At 66.0% G+C, this 13,371-nt stretch carries 12 protein-coding genes; 3 read left to right on the forward strand and 9 right to left on the reverse strand.

Going from position 1 to position 13,371, the window contains the following annotated elements; translation table 11 throughout:
* Position 1 precedes the first annotated feature (1 nt).
* Genes BMX04_RS13035 through lptF form a run of 3 tightly spaced genes read right to left on the reverse strand, consistent with a single transcriptional unit; the run spans position 2 to position 4,385 of the window.
* Positions 2 to 2,173 carry an LPS-assembly protein LptD gene (locus BMX04_RS13035; RefSeq protein ID WP_074787178.1) on the reverse strand — a complete coding sequence of 724 codons (2,172 nt, stop codon included), beginning with the start codon at positions 2,171 to 2,173 and terminating at the stop codon, positions 2 to 4.
* On the reverse strand, positions 2,170 to 3,261 hold the full coding sequence (lptG, locus tag BMX04_RS13040) for an LPS export ABC transporter permease LptG (protein ID WP_074787179.1): 1,092 nt from the start codon (positions 3,259 to 3,261) through the stop codon (positions 2,170 to 2,172). The genes BMX04_RS13035 and lptG overlap by 4 nt, the downstream gene beginning before the upstream one ends.
* On the reverse strand, positions 3,258 to 4,385 hold the full coding sequence (gene lptF / locus BMX04_RS13045) for an LPS export ABC transporter permease LptF (protein ID WP_074787181.1): 1,128 nt from the start codon (positions 4,383 to 4,385) through the stop codon (positions 3,258 to 3,260). Before lptF ends, lptG begins: the two co-directional genes overlap by 4 nt.
* 150 nt (positions 4,386 to 4,535) lie before the next feature.
* Here lptF and BMX04_RS13050 point away from each other — a divergent pair, with 150 nt between their 5' ends.
* A complete protein-coding gene (locus BMX04_RS13050; protein WP_074787183.1) occupies positions 4,536 to 6,008 on the forward strand; it encodes a leucyl aminopeptidase in 1,473 nt (490 codons plus the stop codon).
* A complete protein-coding gene (locus BMX04_RS13055) occupies positions 6,008 to 6,466 on the forward strand; it encodes a DNA polymerase III subunit chi (protein WP_074787185.1) in 459 nt (152 codons plus the stop codon). The genes BMX04_RS13050 and BMX04_RS13055 overlap by 1 nt, the downstream gene beginning before the upstream one ends.
* 102 nt (positions 6,467 to 6,568) lie before the next feature.
* On the opposite strand, the gene modC is transcribed toward BMX04_RS13055, so the two are convergent.
* The 4 genes from modC to BMX04_RS13075 form a co-directional block, all read right to left on the reverse strand.
* On the reverse strand, positions 6,569 to 7,654 hold the full coding sequence (gene modC / locus BMX04_RS13060; protein ID WP_074787187.1) for a molybdenum ABC transporter ATP-binding protein: 1,086 nt from the start codon (positions 7,652 to 7,654) through the stop codon (positions 6,569 to 6,571).
* Entirely contained in the window at positions 7,654 to 8,349 is a 696-nt protein-coding gene (modB, locus tag BMX04_RS13065; protein ID WP_074787189.1) for a molybdate ABC transporter permease subunit, read from the reverse strand. Before modB ends, modC begins: the two co-directional genes overlap by 1 nt.
* A 4-nt stretch (positions 8,350 to 8,353) precedes the next feature.
* Complete coding sequence (gene modA / locus BMX04_RS13070) at positions 8,354 to 9,133, reverse strand: molybdate ABC transporter substrate-binding protein (RefSeq protein ID WP_244888548.1); 780 nt, start codon at positions 9,131 to 9,133, stop codon at positions 8,354 to 8,356.
* Between the two features lie 62 nt (positions 9,134 to 9,195).
* Positions 9,196 to 9,579: a winged helix-turn-helix domain-containing protein gene (locus BMX04_RS13075; RefSeq protein WP_074787192.1), complete on the reverse strand. Its 384-nt coding sequence runs from the start codon at positions 9,577 to 9,579 to the stop codon at positions 9,196 to 9,198.
* Between the two features lie 29 nt (positions 9,580 to 9,608).
* Here BMX04_RS13075 and mnmH point away from each other — a divergent pair, with 29 nt between their 5' ends.
* A complete protein-coding gene (gene mnmH / locus BMX04_RS13080; RefSeq protein WP_420876408.1) occupies positions 9,609 to 10,751 on the forward strand; it encodes a tRNA 2-selenouridine(34) synthase MnmH in 1,143 nt (380 codons plus the stop codon).
* On the opposite strand, the gene selD is transcribed toward mnmH, so the two are convergent.
* Both selD and BMX04_RS13090 read right to left on the reverse strand, forming a co-directional pair.
* The gene (gene selD, locus BMX04_RS13085) at positions 10,742 to 12,934 is read right to left on the reverse strand and encodes a selenide, water dikinase SelD (RefSeq protein WP_074787195.1); all 2,193 of its coding nucleotides are present in this window, start codon (positions 12,932 to 12,934) and stop codon (positions 10,742 to 10,744) included. The genes mnmH and selD overlap by 10 nt on opposite strands.
* 166 nt (positions 12,935 to 13,100) lie before the next feature.
* Positions 13,101 to 13,370, reverse strand: coding sequence for an usg protein (locus tag BMX04_RS13090; RefSeq protein ID WP_074787197.1), 270 nt, complete (start codon positions 13,368 to 13,370; stop codon positions 13,101 to 13,103).
* Position 13,371: the final 1 nt, after the last annotated feature.

Here is a 13,371-nt window from a genome sequence, read left to right on the forward strand (position 1 = left end):
ATCAGTTCCTGCATGTCCGAGTAAAGCTCTTGTCCTGGGTCGCGGCGGAAAAACCCCGTAGTGCCACGGTAAAACCGATGTTGGTCTCGGGTTCAAGGATAGTCGATGAGGTGAAGCGGCGCGAGACGGAAAGCGTGATATCGACACATTCGTTGGTATATGTCAGTCCCGCCCCGGCCCGGACGCTGCGATCCGTGCTCGCGTCATAGCGCCATTCAGCGCTGGCCGTCCAGTGGCGGGCAAAGCGGTAGTTGCCCTCGATGGCCCATTCGGCAACGGTTGAATTGCGCCCCTCGCGCGGGTCCTCGGCAAGCCAGATATATGTTGCCCCGATATTGGTCCGGTCGTTCTGCCAACTTGCGCGTGCCTCGGCCTTGGTCGCATCGAAAATTTCGTCAAAAAGACCGCGCGCCGTCACCGCAAGACCAGTGGCATTGCGATACTGCCCGGCGACAAGCAGATCTGAGGTCTGATCGCGCAGGCCCGAAGACTTGGTAAAGGTGGGCGTACCGGTGGATTCTCGCAGGCGCTCATCACGGATCACCTGCCCGACCGCCAACCGCCCTTCCCAACCACTGGGATCAAAGCGCGCATAGCTGATGCCATAGGCACCGCTATAGCCACGCTCACGCCGATCCGGCGCGTTGAACCGCGAGATGTTGAAGAGGTTGCCCTCATCAAACTCGATGGCGGTGCTCTCATCCTGTGGAATATCCGGGTTCGACCCGCCCGACCAGGCCAGTTGCACCACCGGCTCTATGACATGCGTGACCCCAGAGACGGCGGTTTTCATAAACGGCCAGCGCAGCCGGAACGCCGCACTCGGGGTAAGTTCGGTGGCCTGGTCGTCTGCCGTCGTGCCGATCTGAGAAATTTCGAAATGATCGAGTGTCAGCCCGGTCTCGACATTGGCCAACAGACCCGCAGGAAGGACCCAGTTGCGCCGCCAGTCGAGGCTGGAGGTAAACCGCGACACATCCCGACCATCGGCAAAGCGATCCTGATCAGGGCCGTCAGTCACCAGATCAGAACTGCGCATATGGCCGTGGGCAACAGCGGTGAACCGCAATTCGCCGCCGAGACGCGATGGAAAGAACCGGCGCTCGTATTCGACATTTCCAACGCGCGACGGCAGCGTTGCGTTGCTCTCGCCGACGCGCAGCGACTTGAAATGGGTGATTGCCCCGCGAATGAACTCGTCCCGCCGGGCGCGCTCGACGGACAACTCGTTCTCAAGCCGGTCCTTGTCAGAGAAATCGTGGTCAAGAAGGAAGGTGTCGTCGCTGGTCAGTTTTATATTGAAGCGCAGAATGAAATCCTGCGGCAACTCGAACCGCCCCTGACCAAAGAGATACCCCCGTGTGTCCTCGGCGCTGAAATCATCATCCGAGATGGCCCCGTTGAACTCGATCTCGCCCCGGCGAAAGGCCTGACGGTAGCGCAGTTCGAGCCGTCGCGAATCCGTGGCCAGAAACGGCGCGACTGTCAGGTCCCGGTGGTCGTCGATGCGAATGAAATACGGCACCCGCACCCCCGTACCAAGGAGCGAGGATGTCACGAGTTCGGGGTTCAGAAACCCGGTCGCGCGCTCGAGCGTCGGATCGGGCATGCGTAGGCGCGGCAGGTAAAACACCGGGGTGCCCAGAACCCGAAGCTGCGCATTCTGGAAGTAAAGCTGCCGTTCCTGTTGATCGTGGATCATGCGCTCGGCCCTGATCTGCCAGAGCGGCGGACGCCCGCTTTCGCAGACCCGGCAAGAGGTGACGGACGCCTTGTAGAGCTGATTGAACCGCGCATCGGTGCGCCGCATCTGATTGGCCGAGAGTTGCAGTTGATCCTGCATGACGATCCGCGCGCCGCGCAGGATGCCGTTTGTGAGGTCCCGGTCGAGCGCGCCGCTATCGGCCACGACCACCGTGTTCTCCGCCTCGGTCAGGGTCATCGGCCCGACGATGCGCAACTGATCTGTGGCTCGGTCGTAGGTGATCTGTCGCGCGGTCAGGCGGCGGCCCTCATAAAGCGCCTCTACATTGCCGGTAGCAATCAATTGCTCATCGGCCGTGAGTTGCACATCATCGGCGATCAGCATTGCCGGATCGGGCGGTGCGTCCTGCGCCACAACCGCGCCCGACCAAATCATCAGCGCCGCGATAAGACCGGCAAACCTGCTCATCCGTCCTCCAGATGCAAGAGAATGCCAAGTGCCAGGAACATCGCCGCCAACGGTGGGGCCCACGCGGCCAGAAGAATGGGGATTTGACCATTCTCACCCAGGATATGCGCAAAATTGCGGATATAGTGCAGGCCAAAGCCCGCAAGCACCGCCGCCAGCACCATCACCCCCATATTGGCCCCCCGCGCATGGCGCATGGTAAAGGCCGCCGACATCAGAACCAGCGCCACGAGAAAGACCGGTTGCGCCATTTCGCTGTGAAACCAGACCGCGTATCGGCGCGCAGAAAAGCCCGCCTCCTCCAGCTCGGCTATGAAATCGGGCAAGTCCCAGATCGGGATGTAACGCGGCTTGCCGAAACTGTCGACGATGCGGTCCTGCGTCAGGTCGGACGGAATGGTCAGCGTCACGGCGCGCGTCGCCTCGGCCTCGGGATTGCCGCCGCCGGACAGGTCCCAGATCTTGGCATCCCGCAGGAACCATTCGCCGTCCCGAAGCTGCGCCGCGCCCGCGTTGATCCGCCTGACAGGCATGCCGTCGCGGTCGAAATCCAGAAAATTCGGCTCGTAGAGCGTGCCCAGATCGGAACTGGCGCGCAGGGCGAAGATCACCGTCTGCCCCTCGGGCCCGCCCTGGCGCAGCCACAACCCCTCGGACGAGATTGCGAGTGCTGCGGTTTCCGATCCCTGGTAAGAGTTCGACAGGTCGTGCTCGCGCTTGGACGTAGCAGCGACGATGGGATTGCCGATCGACAACCAGAACAGCCCGATCATCAGCGCCACACAGGTCGGTGCCAGCAATCCCCGCAACGCAGAGCGCCCCGAGGCGCGCAGCACCACCAGTTCAGACGAGCGCGACAGGCGCAGGAACAGGGCGGTCGAGGCGAGGATCACAACCAGCGGCAGTATCTCGTAATTGGCCCATGGCATCTTGAGCAGCACGACCCCGAGCACCTCCGAGAACGGCCGATCCGGCAGGTCGCTCAGCCCATCCATCAGTTCGATCAGCGCGATCAATGCCGCGAGCGACAGCGCCACACCCAGAAAGCTGGCCAGGAAACGGCGCGCAAAATAGAGTTGCAGGATCATGCCCCGGCCCCCGTCGCACGAGGCCGCATCCGTCCCGTGAGCCGCCGCAGGACGCCGGGATAAACCGCCAGCCCCAGCATCCCGATCGAGACCGCGCCGCCAAGAAGGATCGGCAGATACAGCAGGGGCCAGAGCGCGGCATTGACCAGCACCGGGGCGACGACGGCGCTTTCGACGATCTTTATCGTGACGAGAAGGCCAAAGGCGGTAAGCACCTGCCGCCACACGCCGAACCGACTGTAGCCGCCGACCAGCAGCGTGCAGAACCCCACGAGCGCCGCCACAATGCACATCAACGCATCGGTGATCCGGCCATGCAGTTCGGACATGACCAGCCCCAACTCGGTGCCCGTGCGCTCTGCGACCGCCGCGGGCGCGAGCAGCATGTCCAAGGTCGAGGCAAAGGCGACTTTGTTGAGATTGATCGCGTCATTGCTGACAAGCGCGCTGATATCATAAGAGAAATCATCGAAATGCGTGGTAAACAGGCGATTGCCCTCGCGCCGGATGTTCTGTGCCAGACCTGCCACCATCACCAACCGCGTGCCGCCCGCCTCCTGCACCAGATACGCGCGCGATGAGGTATAGGTGACCGCGCTCTCGGGATCGCGCCGGTCCGACAGGAACACGTCGCGCAATTCGCCCTCGGGCGTGATCTCGCGAATGTAGAATGTGATACCGGGGGCGGGGTGCAGGAATTCGCCCTCGGTCAACAGCTTGGCCGAGATGTTGCGCGACACCTCATCTTGGCGCAGGCGCAGCTGGCTCAAGCTGTTGGGGATCAGCAGATGTGCCAGAATCGACATCATCAGCGCGATGATCACGCCGAACACCAGCACCGGCCGGATCAGGCGCAGCGGCGAATAGCCCATGGCCTGCATCACCGTAAGCTCGCTTTCCGCCGACAGCCTGTGCACCACGTAGACCGCTGCCGCAAAGGCCGCGATCGGCAGAACGACACCGATCACCCCCGGCAGCGTGAGCGCCGTGAACTCCAGAAAAACCCAAGCGGGCTGGCCATCCCCGATCAGCCGGTCGAACATGCGCACCGCCTTGTTGATCCAGAAGATGGACACGAGAACGAGCGCAAAGAAACCGAACAAAACCATGAATTGCGACAGCATGTATCTGTCGAATCTGGTCACTCTTTTCCCCCACGGCAGCAGACTTGCACGGCAACCTAGCGGAATTGATTGCGGGGGAAAACTGCTAACTGGCCTTCGGCGACAAGCCGCGTTAGGTCTGGGACAACCAAGTGAGAGAGGAGCCCTTCGATGACCACCCCCGTTTCCGTTGCCTTCACCGAGATCGACCTCGATGCCGTCGCCACTGCCGAGGGCCGTGTTGCGGTTTGCGTCACCCCCGACGGCAAGCTCGATCAGGCCGCGCGGCGGGTGAACCGTCTGACCAAGGGCACGCTTGCGCGTATCATCGACAGCGGCACGCTGGAAAAGAAAAAGCCCGGCGATATCGTGACGCTGGCCTGGCCCGTGGGGCTGGCCGCCGAGGCGCTCGACATCGTCGTGCTGCCGCGCAACGCCAGCGTCGAGGAAAGCCGCCGCGCCGGCGTGGCGCTTGGCCGGGCCAAAGGCGACAAGGCGCTGACCCTTTTGGGGGGCGCGCTCAAGCGTCCGGTCGAGGTGGTTCTGGGGGCCGTGCTGCGGGCCTATCGCTTCACCGATCACAAGACAGGCGACAAGACCGAGGTCGGGCCGATCACCGTGATGGTCGCCAAGCCCGAAGAGGTCGAAGCCGACGCCACCCCGGCGCTCGCCGTGGCCGAGGGCGTGTTCTTCACCCGCGATCTGGTGAGCGAACCCGCCAATCACCTCACCACCACCGAATTCGCCAACCGCATCGCCGCGATGAAAGACCTTGGCCTCAAGATCACCGTGCTTGAGGAAAAGGACATGGAACAACTCGGCATGGGCGCATTGCTATCGGTCGGGCATGGCAGCATCAGCCCGACCAAGTTGGCCGTCATGGAATGGCAGGGCGGGCCCAAGGGCGAGACCCCTCTTGCGCTCGTCGGCAAGGGCGTGGTGTTCGACACTGGCGGCATCAGCCTCAAACCCGCGCAGGGTATGGAGGACATGACCATGGACATGGGCGGCGCGGGTGTCGTGGCGGGCGTCATGCGCACGCTGGCGCGGCGCGGGGCCAAGGCCAATGTGGTAGGCCTCGTCGGACTGGTCGAGAACATGCCTTCGGACCGCGCGACGCGCCCCGGCGATGTGGTGACCTCCATGAAGGGGGACACGATCGAGGTGATCAACACCGACGCCGAGGGCCGTCTCCTGCTCGCCGATGTGCTGTGGTATGCGCAGGAAACCTACAAACCGCGCGGCGTGATCGACCTTGCCACGCTCACCGGGGCCTGCATCGTGGCGCTCGGCCATGAGAACGCCGCCGTGCTGAGCAATGACGACGCGCTCTGCGACGCCTTCCTCAAATCCGCGAAATCCGAAGGCGAAGGCGCGTGGCGTCTGCCCCTCGGCAAGGCCTATGCGGACATGATGAAAAGCCAGATCGCCGACATCAAGAACTCGGGCGGGCGGCCTGCGGGCACGATCACGGCAGCCGAATTCCTGCATCGCTTCATTCAGGACGGCATGCCCTGGGTGCATCTCGACATCGCCGGCGTCGCCAGCATGAAGGCCGAGACGCCTTACGGGCCCAAGGGCGCGTCGGGCTGGGGGGTGATGGCGCTCAACCGGCTGGTGGCGGACATGCTTGAGAGCGACTGATGGGCGCGGCCTATTTCTATCACCTGACGCAGCGCCCGCTCGAGGTGACCCTGCCCCTGCTTCTGGGCAAGGCGCTTCAGGCGAGCTGGCGGGTGGCGGTGCGCGGACGTGATCCCGCGCGGCTGGATTGGCTCGATCAAAAGCTGTGGTTGGGCCCCGAGGACGGCTTTCTGCCGCATGGTCTGGCGGGCGGGCAGCATGACGCCGACCAGCCCGTGCTGCTGACCACTGGGGCCGAGCGGCCCAATGGCGCCGTCTGCGTGATGGCGGTGGACGGGGCCGAGGTGGCCCCGGACGAAGTGCAGGCGCTGGAACGGGTCTGCATCCTCTTCGATGGCAATGATACCGACGCGGTCACCGTTGCCCGAAGCCAGTGGAAAGCCCTGACAGCAGCGGGCTGTTCGGCGCAATACTGGTCCGAAGCCTCTGGCAAATGGGAGAAAAAGGCCGAGGCATGATCTGGCGGCAAGCCGTCATTCGATTGAGGCATCTGCGCGAGACGCGGCCCCTTGGCTACCGATGCAGGGATCGCTTCAACGACCGCCCCATGCCGGCCTCCCCTAGCCTGCAGCCCCCACATCCGCCTGCGCGACCGACACCGCCTTGACGACGACATGCACCTCGGCACCGGGCGCAAGGGCGAGCGCCGCCGCCGCGCGCCGGGTGATCCGGGCCAGCACGCGACCTGCCTTCGTGTCCACCGCCACGATGGCCCCTGGTCCCGCGCCTTCACGAACCGCCTGCACTATACCCGGCAACACGTTCAGCGCAGACAACCTCTCGGGCCGCCCGCGCGCCACAATCACGTCATGCGCGGCGATGCGCACACGCAACTCGACCCCTTCCGCCCGGTCCACGCGCGGCAGCCACAGGGCCGCGCCACAGGCATCGAGCTCGGATAACCCGTCATCGTGATGCCGTACCACGCGTGCCGCCAGCACGGCCCCCGCCTCGCGCGCACCAAGGGGCGTGATCGCGGGATCGCCCAGCACCTCCTCGGCGCGGCCCTGCGCCACCACGCGGCCCGCATCGAGTGCCACGACCGTCGTTGCCAGCCGCGCCACCTCGGAGGCCGAATGGCTGACATAGAGGATCGGAATATCCACCTCGTCGCGCAGCCGCTCCAGATAGGGCAGGATCTCGGCCTTGCGCGCCTCATCGAGCGAGGCCAAAGGCTCATCCGCAAGGATCGCGCGCGGTGCCGAGAGTAGCGCGCGCCCGATGGCCACGCGCTGTTTCTCCCCGCCCGAGAGCGCGCCGGGGCGTCGTGACAGCAGATCGCCGATGCCCAGCATCTCGACCACGCGGGCCATATCCTCGGCGCGGGCATCGCGCGGCGCGAACCATTGCCCGTAACGCAGGTTCTGCCGCACGCTCAGATGCGGGAAAAGCCGCCCCTCCTGGAAGATATATCCCAGCCTGCGCCGATGCGGCGGCAGATGCAGGCGCTGTGCCGTGTCACAGAGCACACGCTCACCGATGGCGATACGGCCAGTGCCGGGCCGGAGCAGCCCCGCCACGGCGTTGACGATGGTGGTCTTGCCGGAACCCGACCGGCCAAAGAGCACCGTCACTCCCTTCGGGGCCTCGAACGCCACATCGAGCCGCAGCGCCCCGAGCGTGTGGGTCAGTCGCACCTCCAGCATCAGCGCCCCCCCACCCTGGCCGCGACACGGCTTGCCACCGCCTCCGAGATCAGCAGCGCGCCCATGGCGACGGCAACCGAGATCAGCACCAGTTTCATCGCCGATCCCTCACCGCCCGGCACCTGCAGAAAGGCATAGATCGCCGAAGGAATGGTGCGCGTCTCACCGGGTATGTTGGAGACAAACGTGATCGTCGCGCCGAATTCACCCATCGCCTTGGCAAAGGCGAGAATCGCACCCGCCACGATCCCCGGAAGGGCCATCGGCAGCGTCACCGTCAGAAACACCCAAAGAGGCCGCGCCCCGAGCGTGGCCGACGCCTCTTCCAGGCGCGGATCCACCGCCTCAATCGACAGCCGGATCGCCCGTACCATCAGCGGAAAGGCCATCACCGCCGCCGCCAGCGCAGCCCCGGTCCAGCGAAACGCGAACACCACCCCTGCCTCGGCCAGAAGCCCACCCACCGGACCTTGCGTGCCGAAGGTCAGAAGCAGCAGATAACCCGTCACCACCGGCGGCAGCACCAGCGGCAGATGCACCAGACCGTTGAGCAATTGCTTGCCCGGAAACGACCAGCGCGCCAGCGCGTAGGCGGTGGAGATACCCAGCGGCAGGCTCAGCACAGTGGCCCAGAGCGAGACTCGCAGCGAAAGCGCCACCGCCTTCCATTCCTCGGGGCCGAGCCAATCCTGCATGCGCCTAGTTCGCGATCACGGCAAAGCCCTGCCGTTCGAAGGCCGCACGCGACTCGGTCCCGTGCAGGTAGTCGAGCAAGGCGGATTGCCCCGCACCCTCGCGCCCGGCGATGCCTGCCACCGGATAAAGGATCGGCGGGTGGCTGTCCGCCGGGAAGGTGCCAATGACCGTCACGCGCTCCTCGGCCACCGCGTCGGTCGCGTAGACGATGCCATAAGGTGCCTCACCCACCGCGACCAGCGCCAGTGCCGCGCGCACGTTGTCGGCCTGCGCCACGCGGGGGCCAACCGCCGCCCACTGCCCCAGGCTTTCCAGCGCCGCCTTGCCGTAGATGCCCGCCGGGACCGCCTCGACCAGTGCCATGGCGAGCCGGTCGTCGCCCAGCATCGCGGCAAGGTCCATTTCGGGGCCGATCTCGACCGGGATGGCAGCCGCATCGTGGGCGATCAGGACAAGGCTGTTGCGCAACAAATCGCGCCGCGTGCCCTGCGCGATCAGCCCGTCCGCTTCCAGCGCATCCATCCAGCCGGGATTGGCGGAGACGAACACATCCGCCGGAGCGCCCTGCTGGATCTGGCGCGCCAGCGCCGAAGACCCGGCCAGCGACACCGCCAGATCATGCCCCGTCGCGGCCTCGAAGCCGGTCTCGATCTCGGCCATGGCATTGGTCAGGCTGGCGGCGGCAAAGACGGTGACGGTCTCAGCGCGCGCGCCGGAGGAGCCAAGCGCGGCAAGGCCGACAGCAAGCGACAGGATGGATGAGCGCAAAACGTCAAACCGCACGAAAATTCCTCTTGGATATGCTTCTACAAACATATCGCTGAGGCGTTGCGCGCGATCAAGCGTTATTTTCCGAGAAACCTATCGGCGAGCAGGGACTGCAAGGCGCCGATCCGCGCCGCCCCGGCCTCGGCGGTGATCTCCTGCAGCTTGCGATAGTGCATCAGCACCGTTTCGCCTGTCTCGGTCAGGACCGCGCCACCGCCTTTGGCGCCACCACGCGAAGACGTCACCAGAGGCGCGTGAAATGCCGTATTCATGGTCTCTACCAGACTCCATGCGCGCTTGTAGCTCATCCCCATGCGCCGTCCGGCTGCGGCGATGGAGCCGGTCTCGCGGATACCCTCGAGCAGATCGGCCTTGCCCGGGCCCAGCATCGCATCCTCGCCAAACACGATGCGCAGACGCAGGCGGGGGGCCGTGGCCCCGGTATCTTGATCGTCGCTCATGCCGCTTTATGCCCCGTCCGCGTTCGGTCTTGCAAGACATATCGAAGGACAAGACCACCCGCAAATCCCCTTGCACTCGGGCGCGGGGCGGCGCATGGAACGTGCATGAACATCACCATCCCGTTGCCCTGATCATGCCGGTCACGCTCGACGGCCTCGGCGCGCTCGCCGCGCTGCCCTTTGACGAGATCATCGACGTGCGTTCGCCGTCGGAATTCGCCGAGGATCATATCCCCGGCGCGATCAACCTTCCGGTGCTCTCGGATGCCGAGCGCGCCCGCGTCGGCACGATCTATGTGCAGGAGGACAAGTTCCTCGCGCGCAAGATCGGGGCCGCGCTGGTGGCGCGCAATGCCGCCACGCATATCGAGGGGCCGCTGGCGTATCGCGGGGGCGGCTGGCGACCGCTGGTCTATTGCTGGCGCGGAGGGCAGCGGTCGGGGTCGTTCACCGTCATCCTCAAGCAGATCGGCTGGCAGGCGGACACCGTCGCGGGCGGCTATCAAAGCTATCGTCGCCTCGTGGCGGACATGCTCTACGAGCAGGATTTTCCGGCGCACGTGGTTCTGATCGACGGCGGCACCGGCACCGCCAAGACGCGGCTGCTGACACATCTTGCGGCGCAGGGCGGTCAGGTTCTGGATCTCGAGGAAATGGCGGCGCATCGCGGCTCTGTCTTTGGCCCGATCGCAGGCGGGCAACCGCCGCAAAAGGCGTTCGAGAGCACGCTTGCGGCCCACATTACGGCGCTCGATCCCGCGCGCCCGGTTTATGTCGAGGCGGAAAGCACCCGGATCGGGCGGATCAACCTGCCGCCCGCGCTCGCCCGTGCGATGAAGGCGGCAGAGGTGGTGCGCATCACCGCACCGATGGCGGCGCGGGTCACGCATCTTCTGTCGGATTACGCAGACCTGGTCGCCGATCCGGACTCGCTCGACACCATCCTCGGGCGGCTGGTGCGCTATCACGGGCATGACCAGGTGGCGGAGTGGCGCGCATTGGCCGCAACCGGCGATCTGGCGCGACTGGTCGAGTCGCTGATCGTCACACATTACGATCCGCGTTACACGCGCATCGCCGGGCCAGGACAAGCCGCGCCGCTTTGCCTGACCGACCTGGAAGAGGCGACGCTGGCCGCAACCGCGCGCCGCCTGATCACCGATCACGGCTGAGCAACACCCTGCAGGCGCACGCCCGGCGCGCCCTCTTCCATCTGTCCGATGATCGCCGCGTCATGGCCTGCCGCTCGCAGGGCGCGCAGCCGATCCTCGGCTACGTCAGAGGCCACCGCCGCAAGAAACCCGCCCGCCGTCTGCGGATCGTGCAGCAACGCGGCGCGCGCATCCTCACCGGCCCCGGTCACGAGGGCCGCGCGACGATTGGCCGCCCAGATGGTCGAACGCAGGCCCGTTGCTGCCAGCGCCTCCGCCCCGGAGAAGAGCGGGATCGCCGCCGGGTCGAGCACCGCGCCACAGTCTGAGGCCCGGCAGATCGCCCAGAGATGCCCGGCGAGGCCAAAGCCCGTCACATCCGTCATCGCCCGCGCGTCGGACAGGATCGCCGCCGCATCGCCCTGAGGGGTGGCCAGCACGTCCCAGAGCGCGCGGATGTCACCACCCCGCGCCTGCCCGCGCATCTCGGCGGCCAACAGCGTGCCCGAGCCGATCGGCCGTGTGAGAATTAGCACATCACCGGGCCGCGCCCCGGCGGTGGTGATCGCGTCGCCTTCCAGCAGCCCGGTCACGGTAAAGCCGATGCTCAGTTCTGCCCCCACCGTCGAATGCCCGCCGATGATCTCTGCCCCCGCTGCGCGCAAGGCATCGCCTGCCTGCTCCATGATCTCGGACATTCTGCGGGCCTGCAGCACCTCGGACATGCGCGGCAGGGTGATCGACACCAGCGCCGCCTGCGGACACGCGCCCATCGCCCAGATATCGCCCAACGCATGCAGCGCCGCGACCCGCGCCATCAGCCCGTGATCCATCGTAAAGCCACGCAGGTGATCGGTGGTCAGCACCTGCCGCACGCCGCCCAGATCGAGCACGGCGGCATCGTCGCCCGGCCCGGTCAGGATGTCGGGACGCGCGGCACCACCCTGCGCGGCCAGCATGCCCGACAGAACTTCCGGGGCCACCTTGCTGCCGCAGCCGCCGCAGAGCGGCTCTTGCGTCGTCTCCTCATTGAGTGCGGCGATGCGCGGCGCTTCCGGCTCGGGCATCTCCGGCAGAGGGTCGAACTTCGCCATGAACTTGCGGTCGATCCGGTCCTTCCAGCGCCACAGCAGCGGTGCCGCAAAAGCGATACCCGCTTTCTCGGCGAGGGCCGATGTGCGCCCCAGCGAGATCAGCTTGAGGTAATGGCGCTGCGGCAGGAAGGCGCGCAACGCCTGCCCGCTCAGCGCCGCGCGCAGGTTGTCGCGCAAGACCGGGGCGGCGCGCACGGCATAGACCCCGGCCTTGGGGCGCGGCGCGTGGCTCAGATGGGCGCAATCACCGGCAGCAAAGAGCGTCTCATGGCCCTCGACCCGCAGATCGGGCCCGACGCGCAGAAAGCCCGCATCGGTCACCGGCAGGTCCGACCCAGCCAGCCACGGATGCGCCCGCGCACCCGCCGCCCCGGCGACAAAACCCGCCGGGATGGGCGTGCCGTCGGCCATCTCGACGCCCGACCTGGAGATTGCGCGCACCTCGGCCCCGGTCAGCACCTGCACGCCGTAGCCCCGCAGCGCCGCCAGCAAACGCGCGCGCGCCACCGGGGCATCGGGTGCAATCTCGGCGGCGCGCTCGATCAGCGTGATCTCGGGCCGTGCGCCCGCACCCTGCAACCGGTGCGCCATCGCGAGCGCCAGTTCGATCCCGGCGATGCCGCCGCCGATCACCGCCGCCTGCGGCGCGGCCGCCTCCTCGGCCACCCTTGCGACGAAGCCGTCCCAGGCCTGCGCGAAGGGACCAAGCGGCTTGGCCGCCACGCCATGCGCGGCAAAGCCCGACAGGTTCGGCATGCCCGAATGGATGCCCACATCGACCGAGGCCACGTCGTAGCTGATGTCTCCGCGCCCGGCGACGGTGATGCGCCGGGCCTCTGCGTCAATCCGTGTGGCGGCCCCCACCACCAGCCGCGCACCGGCAAAGCGCGCCAGCTTCACGAGGTCGATCTCCAGTTCCTCGCGCCGGTAATGCCCGGCCACCAGCCCCGGCAGCATGCCCGTATAAGGGGCAACAGGATTGGGGTCGATCACCGTCAGCTGCGCACCGGGCAGTGGGTCCATCCCCCACATCCGCAGCATCAGGGCATGCGCATGTCCGCCACCGACAAGGACGAGGTCGCGCGACAGCGGTGCGGCGGATTGCATCATGGAACGGGCCTCCGGTTTTCGGAGACGGCATAGGGCATATCCGAGCGGGCGAAAAGTGCGACAACGCCACGGTCGTGAAATCCCTGACCCTGTCGCCACCGAAGCGCAGAGCGCATCGCCCCGCCGCTCCGCCTGAACAAACCCGGCCCGCGTCTCAATCCACCGGTTAGTGCAGGGTGAATTCGCCGGTCACGTTGCGCCATTCGCCGGGCGCGATCAGCTTGCGATGCGTGAAACGCACGGAATGCAGCGGCCCCTCGATCTCGCGCTGCCAGAATTCGATGAATTCGAACAGTTTCGGGTGATCCGGGGCCAGATCGTAATCCTGCCACAGATAGCTGTTGAGCACGCTTTGATAGTCGGGCATCCGGTAGAAAAATTCCGCCGTGGTCAGCCCGTATCCCTTGAGCATCAGTTCGGTTTCAGAGGTCTCCATA

Source organism: Roseovarius tolerans (genome assembly GCF_900109855.1).
GTDB lineage: Bacteria > Pseudomonadota > Alphaproteobacteria > Rhodobacterales > Rhodobacteraceae > Roseovarius > Roseovarius tolerans.